General features: G+C 65.7%; 17 protein-coding genes and 4 tRNA genes. 10 read left to right on the forward strand and 11 right to left on the reverse strand.

Annotation, left to right across the window (positions count from 1 at the left end):
- From AC1DVU_RS14630 to AC1DVU_RS14650, 5 genes are all read right to left on the reverse strand, one after another.
- A complete protein-coding gene (locus tag AC1DVU_RS14630) occupies positions 1-342 on the reverse strand; it encodes an ArsR/SmtB family transcription factor (RefSeq protein WP_476923181.1) in 342 nt (113 codons plus the stop codon).
- A gap of 1,397 nt (positions 343-1,739) precedes the next feature.
- Positions 1,740-1,811 (reverse strand) — tRNA-Val (locus AC1DVU_RS14635).
- Positions 1,812-1,864: 53 nt separating this feature from the next.
- On the reverse strand, positions 1,865-5,380 hold the full coding sequence (locus AC1DVU_RS14640) for an AAA family ATPase (RefSeq protein ID WP_476923182.1): 3,516 nt from the start codon (positions 5,378-5,380) through the stop codon (positions 1,865-1,867).
- Entirely contained in the window at positions 5,380-7,119 is a 1,740-nt protein-coding gene (locus AC1DVU_RS14645) for an MFS transporter (protein ID WP_476923183.1), read from the reverse strand. Before AC1DVU_RS14645 ends, AC1DVU_RS14640 begins: the two co-directional genes overlap by 1 nt.
- A 110-nt stretch (positions 7,120-7,229) precedes the next feature.
- Positions 7,230-8,063 carry an aminotransferase class IV gene (locus tag AC1DVU_RS14650; protein ID WP_476923184.1) on the reverse strand — a complete coding sequence of 278 codons (834 nt, stop codon included), beginning with the start codon at positions 8,061-8,063 and terminating at the stop codon, positions 7,230-7,232.
- 81 nt (positions 8,064-8,144) lie between these two features.
- Here AC1DVU_RS14650 and AC1DVU_RS14655 point away from each other — a divergent pair.
- The 6 genes from AC1DVU_RS14655 (at position 8,145) to AC1DVU_RS14680 (ending at position 11,014) form a co-directional block, all read left to right on the forward strand.
- Positions 8,145-8,216 (forward strand) — tRNA-Gly (locus tag AC1DVU_RS14655).
- Positions 8,217-8,243: 27 nt separating this feature from the next.
- A tRNA-Cys gene (locus tag AC1DVU_RS14660) sits at positions 8,244-8,314 on the forward strand.
- 25 nt (positions 8,315-8,339) lie between these two features.
- Positions 8,340-8,413, forward strand: a tRNA-Val gene (locus AC1DVU_RS14665).
- A 155-nt stretch (positions 8,414-8,568) separates the two neighbouring features.
- Positions 8,569-10,050: a peroxidase family protein gene (locus tag AC1DVU_RS14670; protein WP_476923185.1), complete on the forward strand. Its 1,482-nt coding sequence runs from the start codon at positions 8,569-8,571 to the stop codon at positions 10,048-10,050.
- Positions 10,051-10,249: 199 nt separating this feature from the next.
- Positions 10,250-10,555, forward strand: coding sequence for a hypothetical protein (locus AC1DVU_RS14675; protein ID WP_476923186.1), 306 nt, complete (start codon positions 10,250-10,252; stop codon positions 10,553-10,555).
- Between the two features lie 150 nt (positions 10,556-10,705).
- Positions 10,706-11,014 (forward strand): hypothetical protein, encoded by a 309-nt coding sequence (locus AC1DVU_RS14680; RefSeq protein WP_476923187.1) that lies wholly within the window; start codon positions 10,706-10,708, stop codon positions 11,012-11,014.
- Between the two features lie 7 nt (positions 11,015-11,021).
- On the opposite strand, the gene AC1DVU_RS14685 is transcribed toward AC1DVU_RS14680, so the two are convergent.
- Positions 11,022-11,252, reverse strand: coding sequence for a hypothetical protein (locus AC1DVU_RS14685; RefSeq protein WP_476923188.1), 231 nt, complete (start codon positions 11,250-11,252; stop codon positions 11,022-11,024).
- Between the two features lie 170 nt (positions 11,253-11,422).
- Between AC1DVU_RS14685 and AC1DVU_RS14690 the strand changes: the two genes are divergently transcribed.
- Together AC1DVU_RS14690 and AC1DVU_RS14695 are read left to right on the forward strand one after the other, a co-directional pair.
- Positions 11,423-11,581, forward strand: coding sequence for a hypothetical protein (locus AC1DVU_RS14690; protein ID WP_476923189.1), 159 nt, complete (start codon positions 11,423-11,425; stop codon positions 11,579-11,581).
- 42 nt (positions 11,582-11,623) lie between these two features.
- The gene (locus AC1DVU_RS14695; protein ID WP_476923190.1) at positions 11,624-11,872 is read left to right on the forward strand and encodes a hypothetical protein; all 249 of its coding nucleotides are present in this window, start codon (positions 11,624-11,626) and stop codon (positions 11,870-11,872) included.
- A 2-nt stretch (positions 11,873-11,874) separates the two neighbouring features.
- On the opposite strand, the gene AC1DVU_RS14700 is transcribed toward AC1DVU_RS14695, so the two are convergent.
- From AC1DVU_RS14700 to AC1DVU_RS14715, 4 genes are all read right to left on the reverse strand, one after another.
- Positions 11,875-13,632 (reverse strand): glycoside hydrolase family 35 protein, encoded by a 1,758-nt coding sequence (locus tag AC1DVU_RS14700; protein ID WP_476923191.1) that lies wholly within the window; start codon positions 13,630-13,632, stop codon positions 11,875-11,877.
- A gap of 98 nt (positions 13,633-13,730) precedes the next feature.
- Positions 13,731-15,068, reverse strand: coding sequence for an ABC transporter substrate-binding protein (locus tag AC1DVU_RS14705; RefSeq protein WP_476923192.1), 1,338 nt, complete (start codon positions 15,066-15,068; stop codon positions 13,731-13,733).
- 44 nt (positions 15,069-15,112) lie between these two features.
- Positions 15,113-16,024 (reverse strand): carbohydrate ABC transporter permease, encoded by a 912-nt coding sequence (locus AC1DVU_RS14710; protein WP_476923193.1) that lies wholly within the window; start codon positions 16,022-16,024, stop codon positions 15,113-15,115.
- A 1-nt stretch (position 16,025) separates the two neighbouring features.
- Positions 16,026-16,949 (reverse strand): carbohydrate ABC transporter permease, encoded by a 924-nt coding sequence (locus AC1DVU_RS14715; protein ID WP_476923194.1) that lies wholly within the window; start codon positions 16,947-16,949, stop codon positions 16,026-16,028.
- Between the two features lie 127 nt (positions 16,950-17,076).
- On the opposite strand from AC1DVU_RS14715, the gene AC1DVU_RS14720 reads away from it, so the two are divergent.
- Positions 17,077-18,123, forward strand: a complete 1,047-nt coding sequence (locus AC1DVU_RS14720) for a LacI family DNA-binding transcriptional regulator (protein WP_476923195.1) — start codon at positions 17,077-17,079, stop codon at positions 18,121-18,123.
- A gap of 61 nt (positions 18,124-18,184) precedes the next feature.
- Entirely contained in the window at positions 18,185-19,042 is an 858-nt protein-coding gene (locus AC1DVU_RS14725; protein WP_476923196.1) for a hypothetical protein, read from the forward strand.
- A 21-nt stretch (positions 19,043-19,063) separates the two neighbouring features.
- Here the strand turns inward: AC1DVU_RS14725 and AC1DVU_RS14730 are convergent, their stop codons facing one another.
- Entirely contained in the window at positions 19,064-19,981 is a 918-nt protein-coding gene (locus tag AC1DVU_RS14730) for a YihY/virulence factor BrkB family protein (protein WP_476923197.1), read from the reverse strand.
- Between the last annotated feature and the right edge of the window lie 7 nt (positions 19,982-19,988).

Here is a 19,988-nt window from a genome sequence, read left to right on the forward strand (position 1 = left end):
TCATGCCGTGATGGCCGTTGCGCGCAGCTCGGCGAGCAGACCCTCCTGCTCCCCCCAGACCGCTTCAAGGATTCCTCGGCCCGCGGCCAGGAGTCGCGACACGTCGCTGGTGGTCAGCGCGTAGATGACGGAGCCGTCCTCACGCGCCGATGCGACGACGGCGGCTCGGCGCAGGATTGCGAGATGTTGGGACAGGTTCGCGGGCTCCACGTCGAGAGCCTCGACAAGTTGCCGCACCGTCTTCGGCCCGTCGTGGAGTAGCTCGAGGATCTGCACACGAGCCGGGTGGCCCAGCGCGCGGAACAGTTCAGCCTTCGCGTGGCTGAGGGGCACGGACGCCATTCTTGGCCCTTCTTTCGAGATCATCGTCACTCTACGTGAGAATATGCAGATTCTTTCATTTGCGCAGGTGTGAGGATCTTCACCTCAAGGAAGCCTTCTGTTAGCAATTCGGCCGAACTACCGTCAAAGGGCAACCGATGCGGATAGCGCACGACACGAGAACCGCACCAACACAGGAAGAAGCAATGAAGATTTCGTTCTGGTCCGCCGACGCCCCCGGGCACCAGGGGCGACCTGAGCTGTTCATCAAGCCGACAGCGGGGTTGTCGGCCACCTCACAGCTGAGGTGGCGTGCGCGCTGCGGCTGCGGCTGGGTCGGGCCCACCGAATATCTGAGCAATACGTCCCATCCGATATGCCCCCCGACGACAAGTTCGGTCACCAGAGCTGAGTGGGAAGTGCACAGGGCCGAAGTCGACGCCCCGACGCTGGCCCGGAAAGCAGCGAGGCCGCTTCCCGAAGCGCCACAATTTCCCCTGCTGCAACGAACCATCTCGCGTGAAGACGCCGCAATCGAGCGGACCGAACCCGTCTCATCAGCTCACCGTGACCTGCGCGGCAGCCATGACCACGAAACGCAGAGATCCTGAGCATGCGCATCCCCGTTGTTGAAGCCGTACGAACCCCCACAGGCCGTCGCAATGGCGGCCTGCCCCACGGCCTCAACCAGCGTCGCTCAAGAAGCGCACCGGCCTGCATCACTGTGGCAGCATGGGAACCGGACACAATCCGTGTTCGAACGAGCGAGCAGGCGACGTCAGTGACTGTCCCACCCGAATCTCCAGACCCGGACGGAGATACCCAACTTCCGTGGTACGTCTATGACCGCTATGCCAATCTGCTCCACATAGCTCCGACACTCCCGGAGGCCGAAAGCTGGGCCGTCGCACATTGGGGAGTCGTAGAGATCCGTGAGCGAGAGGAAGTCGCCGACAACGACTACTGGTACCTCCTGCTGATGCCCAAACCCGACCAGGCTTTTCAGTTCGAAAGTCGCGACCGGCAAGCACGAATCGTTCGACGAGACCGAGTTGTCGAGCTCGGCCGTGACCCGCAAGCCGAGCCTCTTCATCACAAGTAGCTGCGCGCCGCGGCTCCCCTGCCCCTTCGTTGCTGCCGTCGGGTCGGCGAGCGATTCATTGACGCGAGGCCTGTCGGCAATTGGCGATGAGGACCTGTCCTGGCACCGGGGCCACATCGGCCCCGTCGCGAGATGATCCTCACGAAATCGTCTACTTCCAACGCGTCCAATGACGCCGGGGGCGGCTTGATCCGCGCAATGACCGCGACCCGCTAAACAGGACAGGAGCGGCCAGATCTGGCCGCTCCTTGTTCCTCGTATGTTCCTCGTGGAGAATTGTGTTCAGAAAATGACTGCAATTCCAGTGCAAATCGGGTGGGCGATACTGGGTTCGAACCAGTGACCTCTTCGGTGTGAACGAAGCGCGCTACCACTGCGCCAATCGCCCGTGCTGCGTGAAAACACTAACCCATGCTTCCTTCGGGCGGGTCGTGGGTCACGTCAAAGCGGCGAGAGCTGCAGTTCGAGCTCCTCCAACCACGCTGAGGCGCCGAGATCGGCGAACGTGGTGCGAGCAGCGTCGAGCAGCGGGGTGGCTTCCTCGGCCCGCCCCTGATCGACCAGCCAGGCTCCCAGCTCCGCCTGCGTCCGTGCCATGTACGGCACGGCGCCCCATTGTCCGAACTCGCTGATGACCTCACGCAGCGTGGACTCGACAACCTCGGGTGGTTCGCCATCCCGGATGGCCAACAGCCCAGCGACCCGCTTGCGATGAATCCGTACGCCTGCGGAGACGGGCCGGTTCGACTGCCCGTCGATGAGGTCGAGCAGGGTCGCGAGTGCAACGTCGTCGCCGGCCTCGAGCGCCAGCTCGACGGCGGTGGGCCACATGTGACAGAGGTCGTCCCAGGTTCCGGAGATCTCGTACATCTTCTCGTTGGCGTAGACACCCAGCCGCACAGCGGACTCGAGGTCATCCCGCTGCTTCGCGTCGATCGCGTCTGCGAATGCCTTCCAGGCGAGGTCAGAAGAGTCATCGCTGACGTACGAACCAGCCTCGGGCCATGACGACGACCATGAGGTGCCGCGCGCTGCGCTCATCGCGCCATTGATTGCTACTGAGGTGGGGACGATGACAAGGTGCTCGCCCAATGCGCCGCTCCGGAAGATCTCGTCGACCTCTGCCCATCTGCCACTGGTCCACAGCGCGATGATCAGGTTGATCTGGGAGTAGGAGATCCAGATCGGCACACCGGTCTCGGTAGCCACCGAGACGGCCTCCTTGCCGACTTCGACCGCCTTGTCGAGATCGTCGAGCATCCTGCTCACGGTGAGGTTGAGCAGTGCTCGCGCGAGAGAGCTCGGCTGATGATGGGTCCGGGACATTTCCGCTGCCGCTTCCAGGAGGACTCGGGCCAGTGAGATGGCGCCCGCGGTGCCGTAGTGAATGCTCAGGCTGGTGAAACAGTTCGCCACCTCCCCGGGGTCACCCACCTTCTCGGCCAGCTTGATCCGTGTCTCGAGCAGCTCTCTGACGTCCAGGCCCATGCGGGAACGCGCGGAGGTCAGGGCCCTCGTCAGAGCCAGCTGAGCGACTGCGGCATCTCCACGTCCTGACAGGGCCGCCCAGTGGGGTTCGGCGACCGCCAGGGATTGCGCGTTGTCGCCGAGGAATCCGAGCGCGAGCGACTGTGCGGCGACCGCATGTCCCGCATTGACCGCATCTCCTCGAGACTCGAATGCGCTGGCAGCTTCGATGGCATGCTCGATGGCCTCTTCGTACGCTCCGGTGTCGAGCAGTGCGTATGCCAGGTCCCGTTCGAGACCAGCACGGTTGTCCGTGTCCCCGGCAAGTGCCAGAGCTGCAGTCATGTGAGCGGCAGCTTCCTTCGTCGATCCGAGCAACTGGGCACGACCGGCGGCCTCGGCCAGGAGATCGATGGCAGCCAGCTTGAGGGCCTCGACATCAGGATCAGACGGCACAGCGTCGATGGCGTCGAGATAGTGCTGCGCAAGAATCGGGGCCAGATCGCCCCCGGATGCGCCTTCAGCCTCGAACTGACTGATCACGGCGAGGTGACTCGCCTTGCGGTCGCGGCGGGACAAGGTCGCGTAGGCGACCTGCTGCACGACAGACTGCACGAACTTGAACTGCCCGAGCTCGGCACTCTGCCTGCTCGCCTCCTGGCGCAGGATCTGCACGCGCACGAGGCTCGCCAGCACGTCGTCGATGTCGGCGATGTCTTCACAGAGACCGGCGATCGCGTCCCGCCTGAACGAACCTCCCAGAACGCTTGCTTGGTCCACAACCCGTCGTTGGACCGCCGACAAGGTGTCGAGACGTGCAGCAATGAGTGCTTGCAGCGATGCTGGAGCACCGATGGAGTCCAGGTCGATGGCCGAAGGGTCGGCCACGACGTACTGGCCACCGCGCGGCACGATCAGGTCCCGGTCGATCAGCGACCGCACCGTCTCCACGGCGAACAGCGGCACCCCCTCGGATCGTTCGACCAGTGCGGCCCGGATGTCATCGGGAAGGCCGGCCACCAGGCCACCGAGAAGCTCGGAGATGTCCCGGTCGTCCAGCTCGGGCAGGTGCAGGACCGTGGCCTTGCGGTTGGTGGCCAGGGCCGGGTGACTCTCCAGCAGGCCCGGCCTGGTCAGCAGGACCACAAAACAAGGGAACGACGCCACGAGCAGAAGATGCTCGACAAAGAGCAACAGTCCCTCGTCGGCGTGCTGGGCGTCGTCGATGACGAGGACGACCGGCTTGTCGCCCTGACCCGCACGCTCCAGGAAGGTCGTCCACGCGGCAAAGAGGTCCTCACGGGGGAAGGTCCCGACGGATCCGATACCCAGCAGGACGCCGAGCCGCGGACGCAGCCAGGATCGCTCCGCCATGTCGGGCACGTAGGTCTCGAGACCGGACTCGAGAAGGGCGCCGGGATCGCCGTTGCTGTCTTCTCCGACCGCTCCCAGACGGCCACGGATCGCCTCCGCGAGAGCGAAGAAGGCCACGCCTTCGCCGTACGCCACACATCGTCCGCTGTGCCACATGACTGTCGAGGACAGGCCGTCGATGTACTTCTCGAACTCCCAGGCGAGCCGGGACTTCCCGACCCCAGGTTCGCCGTCGATGACCAGCAGCGCAGGCTTCCTGGCCTCCTCGGCCGAGTGGAACAGCTCCTTGAACAGACGCAGCTCCCGATCTCGTCCGACCAGCGGAGCCTCCAGCCCGTCGGCACGCTGGGCGCCGCGCATCGCCGCGACGACGGCCCGGACCGACCACAACGGCATCGGATCGGCCTTGCCCTTCATCTGATGACTGCCGACGTCGAGGTACGTGATCGCCGACGAGGTCAGGAGTCGTGTCGTCTCGTCCACCCAGACCTGTCCGGGTTCGGCGGCAGTCTGGACCCTCGATGCGGTGTTGACGACGTCGCCGGCCACCATCCCCTGATGGTCGGCACCGATCGTCACGGCCACCTCACCGGTGACGATTCCCACGCGCATGGCGAGCTCGGGCACCCCCAACTCCTCACCGATCGCGGCGACCTTGTTGACCAGCTCCAGCCCGGCTCTCACGGCCCGCTCGGCGTCGTCCTCGTGCGCGGTCGGCACACCCCATACGGCCATCACCGCGTCGCCGATGAACTTCTCCACGGTTCCGCCGTACCGCCCGACTATCAGGCTGGACTCCTCGAAGTAGCGCGACAACAGCTCCCGTACGTCCTCCTGGTCACGGGACTCAGACAACGAAGTGAAGCCGACCAGGTCCCCGAACAGCACGCTCGTGACGCGCCGCGCCGCGGACGGTGGGACGTACGCGGCAGAGTGCGCGACTGCGGACGCCTCCGTCAGGCTGGCTCCGCACGCGCCGCAGAACTTTGCGCCGGCGACGACCGGCTCACCGCAGGAAGCACACGGTGGCGGTCCGAGCGCTGAGCCGCACTCGTGGCAGAACCGGGCACCCTCGACCTGGTTCGTGCCGCACGACGTGCACGTCATGGCGGCCATCAGACGGTCAGCCTGCGTGTGACGATGTCATCGGCCGCCAGGTAGGACTCCCGCTCTCCGTTCACAGCGGCCAGGAAGTCCTCCCGGCTCAGCCCTTGGAGCACCGTGTCCTCGACTGCGGTGACCGTCGCCGTGCGTGGAATGTCACGGAGCAAGCCGATCTCGCCGAAGAACTCCCCCGGTCCTTCACGCCGAAGCACCGCCCCACCCTGGGTGACCTCGACGAGTCCCGACTCGATGATGAAGAAGCGGTCGGACTCCTCGCCTTCTCGCACCACGACCTCGCCCGCAGCCACTGGCACCGTGTCCAGCTCGCGGGCCAGTCCTTCGACGGTGGCCGCACTGAGGGGCTTGAAGATCGAGATGGCGCGCAGCAGGTCGAGCCCGGGAGGCGTGGTCAATCGCGCATCGAGGCGCCGCATCCTCGGCAACAGGGGCAGCGCGAGAGCTGTCACGCCGATTCCCACGATGGCCACCGACGTCCTCAATCCCCAGAGGTTGATGAAGATCGGCATCAGGAACGCACCCAGCGCCATGGACCCGATAAGGCAGGCCTCGAGCGAGCCGAACACCCGACCCAGCACCTCGTCAGGCGTCACCCGTTGCACGATCGTGTCGAAGTTGACGTCGACCAACGGATTCGCCAGGCCAAGCAGAACCACGGCAGCGAACACCGAGGCCGGGGACGGCCAGATGGTCACGAGCAGCAGCGGCAGTGCCCAGAGCACGACTCCGACCGTCAAGTCCTGCGCGAGACGGTTCCTCGTCGCTCTCGCGATGGCGAAGAGCCCCCCGACGATGGCGCCGACACCGAGCACCGACTCGAGATATCCCACGCCGTGCGCCCCGGTGTCGAGGATGTCGACGGCCATGACCACGAAGAACACCGCGGACGCACCGGCGACGATGGTCTGAGCGCAGATGAGCCACGCCACCACCATGAGGTCGCGATTCGCCGCGATGCTGCGGAACCCGCCCGTCACCTCGGACAGGAAGCTCTCCTTGTCCGGCTCGTCGGCATCCTCCGAATCGTCGGACTCCGAATCCGACTCCGCGTCCTCGGGCCTCTCCGGAACGCGTATCCCCAACACCGCGGCGGTCGACCACAAGAAGGTGACGACGTTGAAGGCGAACACCGTCTGGACATTCGTGGAGGCGATCAGGAGCGCCCCGATCGCCGGACCCACGAAGAACGAGAGGCTTTCGATCGTGCTCGAGGTGCCGTTCGAGGCGGTGAGCTCTTCGGGGGTCCTGGCCAGTGACGGCATCAGGGCACGCTGCGCGCACCGGAAGGGTGTGCCCATCAACGAGGTCAGGGTCGCCAGGATGTAGATCGGCGCCGCCGGGGTGTCGATCACGAGACACCCGACTGCCGCGGCCACCAGAGCGGCGCGGACGAGGTCAGCGAGAATCATGACCTTCTTGCGCGCGATCCTGTCGGCGAGCGTTGCTCCCAGCGGGGCGGTCAATGCCATGAGCCCGAGCCGGATGCCGGTCCAGACGCCGACAGCGGTGACTCCCCCGACCCCGTACGCCCAGACCGTGACTGCGGTGGCGTAAGCCCAGTCGCCGATCATCGAGCCGGTCAGGGCGATCTGGACACGCCGCAAGCCCGGGTTTCGAAAGACCGAGGCGATCGACGTGCCCGTCTCGCGCAACGAGGACAGGGCAGTTCCAGCGAAGCCCCTCGAAGGTGTGACCCCTCCGCCTGCTGTGTCGCTCGGGTCGGTGACCGTCATGTCGAATTCCCTGTGGGCCACGCAGAATGGCCCTCAGGATTCGACAATAGGGCAGTTCGCAGTGTCGGGAGAGGAATTCTGCGGGATCCGTTCCGCGACGCAGCCGTGGCTCAGGGATCGGTCGTCTTGGCACTCTCGCGGGCCCAGATCTCCTGAGCCTTGCGTGTCACAAGTCCTGGCGCGGCGATCTCGCGGTCGTCGACGCGGGAGATGCCCTGCACATCGCGGGTCGTGCCGACGAGGATCACCTCGTCCGCCGTCTGGAGCACCTCGATCGGCGCATCGCGCTCGACCACATCGAGCTCGCGTGCGCACCACTCGAGGACCAGCGCGCGCGTGACACCCGCGAGCGGCCCGGCCTCGAGTGTCGGCGTGATGAGCTGGTCGCCGATGACGTAGAAGATGTTGGACCCGGTCCCCTCGCACAGCATGCCCGCCGTGTTGGGCATGACTGCCTCTGAGGCGCCGCGTGCGAGCGCGTGCTCCACCATCAGGGCGTTCTCGGCGTACGACGTCGTCTTGAGACCGGCGAGCGCTCCACGCTCGTTCCTGGGCCACGGCACGGTCGCGATGGCGCTGACCGACGGCGGGCGGTCGCAGGGCTCCGTGATGACGACCTGGGTCAGTCCTGAGCTGCCTCGCGGGGACCCCAGCGGGCCGGGTCCGGACGTCACGGTCACGCGTATGCGACCGAACGGCAGGTCCTGTCCCTCCATCGTCGCGGCGACGCCTTCGCGGACGGCGCCCACATCGGGCTTGCCGATCCCCAGGCCCTCGGCTGAGCGCACCAAGCGGTCAAGGTGGCGGGTCAGCGCGAACGGTTGCCCACTCTCGATCTTGATGGTTTCGAACACTCCGTCGCCCACGATGATCCCGTGGTCGAGGGCGCTGATGGACGGTGCTTCCGGGGATTGCAGGAGGTCGCCGTTCAGCCATGTCTTCATGCCGCCACGCTACCCCGACCCCGGTTTGGGTTCGGCCGCACGAATCGGCTAAAGTCTCGTGTCGCCTCAATTTGAGGCAACGCGGACGTGGCTCAGTGGTAGAGCATCACCTTGCCAAGGTGAGGGTCGCGGGTTCGAATCCCGTCGTCCGCTCGGAGCGGGTCTCCATACCCATCCAGCGGTGGGTTGGCCGAGAGGCGAGGCAACGGACTGCAAATCCGTTTACACGGGTTCAAATCCCGTACCCACCTCGATCATCACAACTGAATTTTGCACGGGCGATTGGCGCAGTCTGGTAGCGCGCTTCCCTGACACGGAAGAGGTCACAGGTTCAAGTCCTGTATCGCCCACTCTTCAACATGTGGCCCCTGACCAGCGGAAACGCGGTCAGGGGCCTCGTGCATTCCTGGGTCGTGAGAACCGGACAACCTGGCCGTGACCCCCTGTTCCACTAGGTTCACGAACGAACGGGGGTTGTTACGGGGGGCCGACTAAAGGACCTCACGTGAAGATCCACCTCGAGGCACTCCCACGCAGGCGGGCTGCCGCCCTCCTGACGACCTTCGCAACAGCTGCACTTGCTTGTTCGCTGCTTCCTGGCACGGCCGAAGCGTCGAACGTGGCGCAGGCTGGCAAGCCCAGCCGCTTTGGATTCATGCTGCCCGGCTTGACCGGGTTCACGAGCCCGTCGGTTCAGCAGTTCGCCGACCTGGCCCAGACCCAGCTGGACCCGAACATCAGTGCTCCCCTGCCGGGCAACGCCGACAACCCGGCGCTGCCGTCAGGGTTCACCTACCTGGGTCAGTTCATCGATCACGACCTGACCAAGGACCTTCTGCCGCAGCCGTCGACCCCGGTTGACCCGACGACGTTGGTCAGCGGCCGCAACTTCCGGTTCGATCTCGACTCGGTCTACGGCGGCGGACCCGACCGATCCCCGCAGCTGTACGAGGCCGATCGGCTGCACTTCAAGGTGCAGAACCCGAATCCGAACGGGGTGCGTGACCTGCCCCGCAACCCTGACGGCTCAGCCATCCTCGTCGAGGGACGCAACGACGAGAACGAGATCATCAGCCAGATCCACACAGCGTTCCTGCTGTTCCACAACAAGCTGATCGACCGCGGGTACGACTTCGGCTACGCGCAGCGCACCACGATCAACTACTACCGATGGATCGTGCTGCGGGACTTCCTGCCGCACATCGTCGGGCAGGACGTCATCGACGGGCTTCGCAACGGAACGATCCCGCGGCTCTACAACCCGGGCTCGGACAAGTCGCCGATGACCCCGGTCGAGTTCTCCGTCGCCGCGTACCGGTTCGGCCACTCGCAGGTCCGGTTGGCCTACGTCATCAACGATGAGAAGGTCGGCGCGACTGGCACGGCGCAGAACAAGATCCAGGTGTTCAACGCGACGAACACCGGACCCGATGGGCAGGGCGACCTCCGCGGTGGCCGGCAGCTGCCTGCCACCCGCGAGATCGACTGGGGGAACTTCTTCCCAGCGGTCGAGGAAGCTGACGCCGACCCGACCGAGGCCAACATCAGCCGCAAGATCGACATCCTGATCTCGAGGTCGCTGTTCAACCTGCCCATCCCGGGTGCCGAGGCCAGCGGGTCGAACGTGCTCGGGTTCCGCAACATGGTGCGTGCCAAGTTCTACAACATGGCATCGGGCCAGGCCGTCGCCACCGCGATGGGCCTGACACCGATTCCGGCGTCGCAGATCACGACGCCGGGCGCGTTCGGCGGTGCATTCGATGCTGAGACCCCGCTCTGGTACTACATCCTGGCCGAGTCCAAGATCGCGTACGACGGCGAGAAGCTCGGGCCGGTCGGGGCACGCATCGTCGGCGATGTGTTCCTCAGGGTTCTCGACCTGGTCAACGACAAGGGGTTCACACCTCGGCCCCCTCTGGCGCGGGCAACCGGCCAGTTCACGATGGCCGACTTCCTGGTCGAGGCCGGTGTGGCCACGCGCCCCTAGGTGCAGACCAAGCCGCTCAGAGATGGCCCCTGACCAGCAGGAATGCTGAGTCGGGGGCCACTTCTGTTCTGCCCGGCTCTTCGGCGTGCGGGACTGGCATCTCGCAGGTATTTTCCGCAGAGTGGGCGGCCCGCCGGAATCGGGGGCAGTCAGTCTCGGTGCCCTGGCCGCCTGTTGGATCACAGAAAGGTGGAATGGCATGAAGAAGTTGGTTTGTGGATCTGCGTTGGCTCTCGGTCTTGTGCTGGGATCTGCCGGGGCTGCAGCCGCCGGCGAGACGAACGGTAACGGCGACCCGATCCCCGGTGCACACAACGCAAGCTCAGCGTGCGCGTTCTCAGGGCGGGACCTGCCCGACCGGATCGAGAACAACCCGCTGCCTGAGCTGAACGACGACGCCGTCACCGGTGGCCACGTCCAGAGCTACGGGAAGTACGTCAGCCACGGGCTGAAGAGCGAAGTGCCCTCTCCTGGCATCGCCTGCCGTGGAAACGCCGAGGAGTAAGTCAAGGGATCACCTCCCTGCAGCAGAAGACCTCCGGAGTTCCGGAGGTCTTCTGCGTGAGTACCAACTCACGGCTATTGACTGCCACCCGACACGGGGTGACGTTGGAGAAACACGTACCTCCGCGTGTCTTGAGGCAGAGGATCAGTCATGTCAGAAGCTTCGCCAGCAACCACACCAACAACACCAACCACCCTGACGTTCTCGTCGGAGCTGGTGGCCGCGGCAGCGGGCCGCGTTCACACGTACGAGTCGTGGGCCCGAGCTGTCATCGCCGAGGCGATGAAGCGAGCCTCGACCGCTGAAGCCTTCGATGCCCACGGCATGACCGTGTCCGCGGACATCACGATCCGACCGGAATCAACGGGACGGGATCCGAAGCTCGAGTGGGGCACCAAGACGTGCGGGGGCATTGAGCTCTTGGGGATCCGTCTCCACGTCGAGCTGATCGAAAGCTGAGGAGGCCTCAGTCACCCGTCGGCGGCTGTGGAGCCTCCGGACCCGTCGCCGGCGCCCCTTCCTGGACGGGATCGACCGGGTCGCCCTGGCCGGCGTCGGCATCGGGTGCCGTCCGCGTGTAGGGGTCGGCCGGCGGGTGCGTGGTCCCAGGATCCTCGCCCGGATTCGGTGCCGGCGCGCCACCTGGATCCTCCGGGGTGGAGTTCGGATCGGCCGGTGGGACAGGCGATTCAGTCATGTCAGCTCTCCTCTTGTAGCTGTGAAAGTAGGCATACCCACCTCGGTACCGCCGAACCACCTCTGACCTGCGAAGATGTGAGCGTTCACCATCTTGAAAAGTTGTCCGAACAGGGCCTACGATCGGCTCAGAATTTCTCTGTGATGTGACGGTTATGGGGAGGTTGGGCCATGGCACGGCGACGCAAGAACAACGAGTATGTTTCTCCGATCCCGGACGAAGAGTTGGCATGGCGCATGAGCTCGAGCGCCGGACGCAAGCTCGAGGAGCGACTCGAGTCCGTCGGCTGGACCGACGAAGGACATCCGCTAGAGCCTGAAGAGGCCTGACCCGTACGTGTGAGCGAGCGGCCGGATGGGTACGGCCACTGTGTGAACGACTCACCGCACGATCTCGGCACCACCCGCGGCAGCTGGTGGATCGCCATGTCGGTCATCTTCGCGATCGTGGCTGCGGTCCTCGTCGTGCTCGTGCTGGTCGATCAGGGCGAGCTCTCGAAGGGCTGGGCGTATGCCGTGATCCCGATCGCGATCATCGCCGCGGCGTCGACCAGGGTGCTCACGATCTTCAAGGCCGCCGCCGAGAGCAATCGGCAGGACCCGCCCCCGAACATCCGGTGAGCTCAGGCCTCCGTGTGACCGAGCTCGGGCGCCGAGACGAACGCCAACTGCTGTCCCGCCGCCGACTGCAGCTCGAACATCACGATCTCGTTGCCGGTCTGGCGCAGCACGGGACCGGGGACGTACAACGTGCGTTGGGGTCCGCGCGACCAGTAGCGGCCGAGGCAGAAGCCGTTGATCCACGCGACACCTTTGCCCCACGTGGCGGTGTCGAGGTAGAGGTCGCCTGAGCCCGGGTGGTCGAAGGACACGCTGACGAATGCGGGACCGGCGATGACCGACGGGCCGCCGCTCGACTCCAGCGCGCGTGCCACCGGCGCGATGTCGGCGAGCTCGAGCGGAAGCACTGACCACGAGCGCAGTGGTGCGCCGTTGAGGCTCGCTTCACCGATCAATCCTTTGGCCTCGCCGATCCGCGGGCCGTAGTCCACCCGGCCCTGATCCTCGACGAGGAGGTCGAGAGTCCCCCTGGCCGCGGTCGGCAGCGAGATCGTCGTGTCGTGATGATCACGGGCGAGCACGCCGAGGCTGTCCTGGTTGAGGAAGAGCTGCGCACGGTCACGGACCTCCTCGACCCTGAGCACCGCAGGACCGCTGACGTCGATCGTCGTGCGATACAGCGCAAATCCTTCGTAGTGACTCAACGAGTCCAGGGTCGGCAGGCCGTCGTGTGACGTCCAATCGCCGAGGACATCGAGTACGTCCCACAGCGGCAGCACCCGGCGGACCTCTGCCGTGAACGCCGGCGGCGCCGGAGCCGGTTGCGGCTTCTCGTCACCGACCGGCGAGTACTTCGCAATGACGTCGCGTAGCGCCCAGTACTTCTCCGTCGGATTGCCCGCCTCGTCTAGCGGGGCGTCGTAGTCATAGCTCGTGACGATCGGGAGGTACGTCCCCTTGTCGTTGGCACCGTTGCTGAACCCGAAGTTCGTGCCGCCGTGGAACATGTAGATGTTGACCGATGCGCCGCGTTCCAACAGCTCGTCGAGGCTGCGGGCGGTGTCCTCGACGGAGGTCAGGTGGTGATGGCTCCCCCAGTCGTCGAACCAGCCGTCCCAGAACTCCGAGCACATGAGCGGACCCGTCGGCTGATGCCGGCGAAGCGTGTCGACTCGTTCGGGCGCCCGCGAGCCGAACGATCCGGTCCGGTGCAGCTCCGGGATGCTGCCGTGCTCGAGCATGTCGTCGACGGGCTGGTCGACCGACGTCAGCGGCACCGTGATGCCGATCCTCCGGTTGATGGCGACGAGCTTGCGCAGGTACGTCTTGTCGGCGCCGTACGCGCCGTACTCGTTCTCGACCTGCACCAGGATGATCGGCCCGCCGTGATCGATCTGACGGGGCACGAGGACCGGCGCGAGCTGCTCGAGGTAGCGAGCGACCTCCGTCATGTAGCGGGGTTCGTCCTGCCGTACGCCGGTCGTGCCGTCGTTGAACAACCAGGCGGGCAACCCACCGTTGCTCCACTCGGCGCAGATGTATGGCCCGGGCCGGACGATCGCGTACATGCCCTCGGCCTCCACCACGTCGAGGAACGCCCCGAGGTCGAGGTTGCCCGAGAGGTCGAACTCGCCTTCCCGGGGTGCGTGCGCGTTCCATGCGACGTAGGTCTCGATCGTGTTCAGGCCCATCTGGCGGGCCTTGCGAATCCGGTCAGCCCAGTGGTCGGGGTGGACGCGGAAGTAGTGGATCGCGCCGGACAGGATCCGGAATGGCTCGCCGTGCAGCAGGAAGTCGTGCTCGCCGATCGCGAATGTCATGCCGGTTCCTTCGTGGGGTGAGAGCAGATGTGTTCCATGCGGGTGGGCTGTGAGGGCCTCTGATCGAGAGGCCCTCACAGCCCGTACACGTGCGGCGATCAGTTGACCGTGAAGCCTTGCTGGTCGCCGTACGTGACTGACTTCTTCTGCCAGTCCTCCAGGCCCTGCAGCAGCGTCGTCTTCGAGACGTACGCCTTGCCGACCGTGTCGTTGAAGATGCTGTTGGCGTAGACCTGGAACGGCAGGTATGACCAGCCTTTGACGACGTCCTCGGCCGAGGCCGCCAGCACCTTGTTGATCTCCTGGCCACCGAAGTAGTCGGACTTCTTGTTGACGAACTCCGGTGACGTGATCTGCTTGGTCGTCGCCGGGAAAGCACCTGCGTCGACGCGCGTCTGGGCACCGTCGCCCGCCGTCGCGTAGTCCATGAACGCGTAGGCCAGCGCCTTGTTCTTGCTGGCCGTCGGGATCGCGAGCGAGCTGCCGCCGTTCTCCGAGGTGGCGTTGGCTCCGGCTTCCCACTGCGGCATCGGCGCGACGCGCCACTTGCCCTTGCCGGATGCGACACCCGACTCGAGGTTGGCCGGCATCCAGGCTCCGAGCGTCAGCGTGGCGATCGTGCCGTCACCCAGCCCCTTGTACCAGCCGTCGCTCCAGGACGGGACCGGAGCAAGCAGCTTCTCATCGAGCAGCTTCTGCCACGTGTCGGCAAAGCGCTTGGAGCCTGCGTCGGCGAGGTTGATCGAGACCTTCTCACCGTCGACCTTGAACGGCTGTCCGCCGGCCTGCCAGATCATGCTCGTCGTGAAGCCCGCATCGCCGATGTCGTTCGCGATGTACGCCTTGGGGTCCGCCTTGTGGATCTTGCGGGCGGCGTCGACGTACTCATCCCACGTCTTCGGGACGGCGACGCCGGCCTTGTCGAAGACGTCCTTGTTGTAGAACAGCGCCATCGGGCCGGAATCCATCGGCAGACCGTAGATGCCACCGGACTGCTGGACCGATGCCCAGGGGCCGGGTGTGAAGGTCTTCCCGAGGCCGCTCGCACCGTACGAGCTGATGTCGGCGACGGACTTGGCGAGGGAGAACTGCGGCAGCGCGTAGTACTCGATCTGTGCGAGGTCCGGCACGCCCTTGCCGGCCTTGACCGCGTTCTGGAGCGCGGTGTACTGGTCGTTGCCGGTGCCGGCATTGACGAGCTTGACCGTGACGTTCTTGTGCTCGGCCTCGAAGTTCTTGACGACGTCCTTCAGTGTCGGCTCCCACGCCCAGACCGTGATCGTGCCGCCCTTCTTGAGCGCAGCCTTGACGTCGTCCGCTCCCCCGGACGCGCTCGACTTGTCGCCGTCCGAGCCGCCGCAGGCCGACAGGGCGAGCGCAGCGACGACGGAGACGGCAACTCCTCGAAGCAGCCGACGTCGTTGAGTGGTGATCATGTGTTTCCTCTCGTTGGTTCGAAACTTGTGGAGACCTGTTGGCGTCATTCCTTGACGCTTCCTGCCGACAGCCCGGACTGCCAGTAGCGCTGCAGGAGCAGGAAGGCCGCGATGAGCGGCACGATCGTCAGGAGCGAGCCGGTGATGACGAGGTTGAAGATCACGTCGCCGCCGGCGGTCAGCGCCTGGGAGCTCCACGAGTTGAGGCCGACCGTCAGCGGGTACCAGTCGGGGTCCTTCAGCATGATCAGCGGCAGGAAGTAGTTGTTCCAGGTCGCGACCATCGAGAACAGCAGCACCGTGACGATGCCCGGTGCCAGCAGGGGCAGGCTGACCTGCACGAACGTACGCAGCTCGGAGGCGCCGTCCATCTTGGCCGCTTCCATCAGCTCGGTCGGGATCGCATCGGTGGCGAACGTCCACATCAGGTAGAGCCCGAACGGCGAGATGAGCGACGGGATGATGACCGCCCACGGGGTGTCCGTCAGCCCCATCTTGCTGAACATCAGGAAGGTGGGGACGGCCAGCGCCGTGCCGGGCACCGCCACCGCGCCCAGGACCACGGCGAAGATGCCCTTCTTGCCCGGGAAGTCGAACTTCGCGAGCGCGTACCCGCCCATCACCGCTAGGACCGTCGCACCGCCGGCCCCGACGACGACGTAGAGCAGCGTGTTGCCGAGCCAGCGCAGGAAGATGCCGTCGTCGTACGTCAGCGTCTCCTTGATGTTGGAAAACAGCGAGAAGTCGTCGCCGAACCACAGGCCGAACGACGAGAGCAGGTCGTCCTGGGTCTTGGTCGCGTTGATCACGAGCCAGGCGAGCGGCACCAGGCTGTAGAGCAGGATGAGGCCGGTCAGCGCCGTCAGCAGCGGGCTGCGCCGCGGCTTCGCGAACGAGTGCTTGGACCTGGTGCTGCGTGCGCGCTGCGTGGGTCGCAGCGCCGTGATGGTCGCCATGTCAAAGGGCCTTTCGCATGCCGCGGAGCTGGACCGTGTAGGCGATGACCATCGTCAGCAGCCCCATGATGATCGCGATCGTGGCCGAGTAGTTGTACTGCTGACCGGAGAACGACAGCGAGTAGGCGTACATGTTCGGCGTGTACTGGGTGTTGATGGCGTTCTTGGCCACGTAGTGCAGGATGTTGGGCTCGTTGAAGAGCTGGAAGCTGCCGATGATCGAGAAGATCGTCGCGATCACGAGGGCTCCCCTGATCGCAGGAAGCTTGATGGCGCGGATGATGCGGAACTCGCTGGCGCCATCGATCGCGGCAGCTTCGTAGAGCGAGACCGGAATGACCCGGAGTGCGGCGTAGAAGATCAGCATGTTGTAGCCGACGAACTCCCACGTGACGATGTTGCCGATCGACGCGAGGACCCAGGTGGGCCCCAGCGGGTTCGGCAGGGAGATCCCGAACGTGTCGTTGATGCTCCCCACCAGCCCGAACTGCGTGCCGTACATGAATCCCCACATCAGCGTCGCCACGACGGCCGGGACGGCGTACGGCAGGAAGATCGAGATGCGGAACAACGACGCTCCGTAGAGCCGCCCGCCATCGATCGCCAATGCAGCGAGCAGGGCGAGGAACAACATGATCGGGACCTGGACGATGAGGAACAGGCCCACACGGCGGACCGACTCCCAGAAGGCCGGGTCGGACAGCGCCTGCTTGTAGTTGTCGAGCCCGACGAAGCTGTTGCCACCAATGAGCCTGTCCTGGAACACGCTGAGGTAGATCGAGTACGCGATCGGGGCGAGGAAGACGAGCGCGAAGACCGCGGCGAAGGGTGCGAGGAAGCCCCACCCCGCCCACGACCGCCGGTAGTGACCGGAGGATGCCGCCGCCTTATCAGCCGGCGCGACCACCGATCCCGTGGCAACCATCAGTGCGGTCCTCTCCTGGCCCGTGGGCCTGTCGCGCTTCACATCAGACGGGAAACCGCCTATGTTTACGTAAACATCGTTGTGACGCGCGTTACGTTACACCCCTGGAAAGGAACGTCAAGACCCCGTGAGCAAATTAGAACCCGTCTCGAACGGCGCATCCCGGCAGCAGCGGCGTGTGTCGATGGCGGACGTCGCCAAACTGGCCGGCGTCTCCTCGCAGACGGTCTCCCGCGTCTCCAACGGTCACCCCGGCGTCATCCCCGCCACCCGCGAGCTGGTCCAGGCTGCGATGCGGGAGCTGGGCTACCGGCCCAACAGCGCCGCCCGGGCCCTGAAGTGGGGCAGCTTCCGCACGATCGGCGTCATCCTCTTCTCGCTGGCCAACGTCGGAAACAGCAAGACCCTCGAGGGGATCGCCGCGGAAGCCACGGCTCGCGGGTACGGCATCACGTTGATCCCGGTCGCGATGCCGACCGAGGCCGCGGTCATCGGGGCGTTCGGCCGCCTCGAGGAGCTGGCGGTCGACGCCGTGATCGTGATCATGGAGATCCACCTCCTCGACGCAGCGACCGTCGGGCTGCCCCCCGGGGCACCCGTCGTCGTGGTCGACTCGAACGCGGGCGATCGCTATCCGGTCGTCGACACCGACCAGTCCGCAGGCGGCCGCCTGGCGGTGGAGCACCTGCTCTCGCTCGGCCACGAGACCGTGTGGCACGTCGCCGGACCCGAGGAATCGTTCGCGAGCGAGCGGCGACTCGCCGCGTGGCGCGAGACCCTGACCTCGGCGGGCAAGGACGTACCGCGGGTCCTGCGTGGCGACTGGTCCGCCGAGAGCGGCTATGCAGCCGGCTTGGAGATTCTGAAGGAGGAGTCCGTGACGGCGGTGTTCGTCGCGAACGACCAGATGGCGCTCGGCCTGATGAACGCGCTCCACGAAGGCGGCCGACGAGTGCCCGAGGATGTGTCGGTCGTCGGGTTCGACGACCTGCCGGACTCGGCGGCATACCTTCCACCGCTCACGACGGTCCACCAGGACTTCGCCGAGGTGGGACGGCTCTGCGTCGACGGTGCGCTGGACCAGGTGGAGAACGGCGCCAGCGAGCCCGGCGTGACTCTCGTGCCCACCCGGCTCGTCGTACGCAAGAGCACCGCGGCACCTTCGGGTCGATAGACCGCGGAACGAGAGGGCAAACCCAGGACAGCGGGGCTCCCGTGGATCTAGTGTTCGCCATATGGCCATCGAGGAACCCGTGCAGCGGGAGGAGCACCTGCTGCTCGACCAGTTGAGCTCGCGGCTGGACTCACTCCGGTTCTTCCGCGAGAGCGACGAAACGCAGGCCATGGCGACGCTCGAGGCGTTCGGCAGCAGCGGCAAGGTGGAGGACCAGATGCTGCGTGAGCTCAGCAGCCGTACGCCGTTGCGCCACTCCGCGCGGTTCGACGAGGCGCATCGCGGCGCCATGCGAGCCCTCGAGGTGTTCGACCGCAACGGCGCCAAGCCGCCGTCGGCGCTCAAGGTGCCCAAGCTCATCAAGCCGATCGCCAACCGGGTCGTCCAGCTGCTCATCATCGCGATCGTGCGCAGCCACCAGAAACGCCTCGTCAAGGACCTCCGCCAGCTGTATGCCCTGCGAGAGGCCAACAGCCCGGTCGGCTCCGACGACTACCAGCTGCTGGCCACCGCGCGGATCCAGGTCGACGCGATCATGAACGACCTCAACAAGTCCTCGCTCCCCCTGCCGGCGTTCCTCGTCGGCGGCGCGGCGATCTCGGGACTCCTGTCGGTGATCAAGAACAGCCTGACCGGCGATCAGTGGGCTCAGTACTCGTTTGCGGCAGCGTTCTTCGTCATCGGGCTGGGCATGTTCTGGTGCATCCTCCGCGCGGCCGGCATCGCCCGCAGTCGTACGAGGATCGCCCTCGACGCGTCGTTCAAGGCGCTGTGGGAGGTCATCGGCGACGCCGGCAATCCTCCCCGCGACCACGCCAAGCTGTTCGCGACGATCGCCACGATCCTGCTGGTGCTGGTGTGGATCATCGTCCCGGCGGTAGTCGCCTGGGCAGCGATCAATCCCCTCGACCACCTCTGAGGCGCCTTCTGCGTGTGGGCTTCATGCTGGTTCAGGTTCGGGTGGCGCCGCCGTGCCTCGGTGTCCCCACCAACCCATCTCCTCGAGACCTTCCTCCACCGCGGCATTGATGGCCGCGCCGATCAGGACGGCGATCGACAGGACGTACAGCCACAGCAGAACGGCGATGGGCGCGGCCAGCGGGCCGTAGATCGACGTGCCGCCGGTCGAGAATCCCAGCGCCCACCGGACGAAGTAGCTGCCGAAGATCCACAACAGCAGCGTGAAGACGGCGCCGGGCAGGCCGTGCCGCCATCGCTTCCGCACCGGCACGGCCAGGTGATAGAGCGTCGTCAGGAATCCCACCGACAGGAGCAGCACCGCGGGCCAATAGACGTAGCGCAGGAACGCCCACCGATCCGACAAGATGTCGGCGGCGACCTGCGGACCGGCCAGCACGAGCGGCACGAGGACGATGCCGACGAGCAGCGCGACGATGTAGAGCGCGAACGACAGCGCGCGGGTCTTGACGATCCCCCGATGGCCACCGAGCCCGTAGATGATCGAGATCGTGTCGATGAAGACGTTGAGCGCCCTCGACCCCGACCAGAGCGCCAGCACGAAGCCGATCGAGATCACGTCGATGCGCCCTCCGCCGAGCACGTCGTTGAGTGTCGGCGTGATGACCTTGTCGACCGTGTCGGGCGTGAGGGCCTGCGAGGCGAGGTCGATGACCCGGTCCTTGAGCACCTCGACCTTGGCGACCTCGTAGCGCTCCGCGATGAACCCGATCGTGCCGGCGAGGCCGAAGACCAGCGGCGGGAGCGACAGGATCGCGAAGAATGCAGCCTCGGCAGCAAGCCCCGTCACGCGATAGCGGAAGCAGCTGCTGACCGTGCGTGCGACAAGCTTCTTGCCTGCTTCGGGGATCCCCGGTCGGTCTACCGGTTCAACCGCCATGGCTCTA

This window comes from Aeromicrobium sp. P2_G6 (assembly GCF_056403535.1).

Coding starts and splice junctions, on each gene's coding strand:
- AC1DVU_RS14685 (WP_476923188.1), bottom strand. CDS start 11,252: ATGACTGAATCGCCTGTCCCACCGGCCGATCCGAACTCCACCCCGGAG.
- AC1DVU_RS14705 (WP_476923192.1), bottom strand. CDS start 15,068: ATGATCACCACTCAACGACGTCGGCTGCTTCGAGGAGTTGCCGTCTCC.
- AC1DVU_RS14730 (WP_476923197.1), bottom strand. CDS start 19,981: ATGGCGGTTGAACCGGTAGACCGACCGGGGATCCCCGAAGCAGGCAAG.
- AC1DVU_RS14675 (WP_476923186.1), top strand. CDS start 10,250: ATGAAGAAGTTGGTTTGTGGATCTGCGTTGGCTCTCGGTCTTGTGCTG.
- AC1DVU_RS14645 (WP_476923183.1), bottom strand. CDS start 7,119: ATGACGGTCACCGACCCGAGCGACACAGCAGGCGGAGGGGTCACACCT.
- AC1DVU_RS14690 (WP_476923189.1), top strand. CDS start 11,423: ATGGCACGGCGACGCAAGAACAACGAGTATGTTTCTCCGATCCCGGAC.
- AC1DVU_RS14650 (WP_476923184.1), bottom strand. CDS start 8,063: ATGAAGACATGGCTGAACGGCGACCTCCTGCAATCCCCGGAAGCACCG.
- AC1DVU_RS14680 (WP_476923187.1), top strand. CDS start 10,706: ATGTCAGAAGCTTCGCCAGCAACCACACCAACAACACCAACCACCCTG.
- AC1DVU_RS14640 (WP_476923182.1), bottom strand. CDS start 5,380: ATGGCCGCCATGACGTGCACGTCGTGCGGCACGAACCAGGTCGAGGGT.
- AC1DVU_RS14700 (WP_476923191.1), bottom strand. CDS start 13,632: ATGACATTCGCGATCGGCGAGCACGACTTCCTGCTGCACGGCGAGCCA.
- AC1DVU_RS14725 (WP_476923196.1), top strand. CDS start 18,185: ATGGCCATCGAGGAACCCGTGCAGCGGGAGGAGCACCTGCTGCTCGAC.
- AC1DVU_RS14715 (WP_476923194.1), bottom strand. CDS start 16,949: ATGGTTGCCACGGGATCGGTGGTCGCGCCGGCTGATAAGGCGGCGGCA.
- AC1DVU_RS14710 (WP_476923193.1), bottom strand. CDS start 16,024: ATGGCGACCATCACGGCGCTGCGACCCACGCAGCGCGCACGCAGCACC.
- AC1DVU_RS14630 (WP_476923181.1), bottom strand. CDS start 342: ATGGCGTCCGTGCCCCTCAGCCACGCGAAGGCTGAACTGTTCCGCGCG.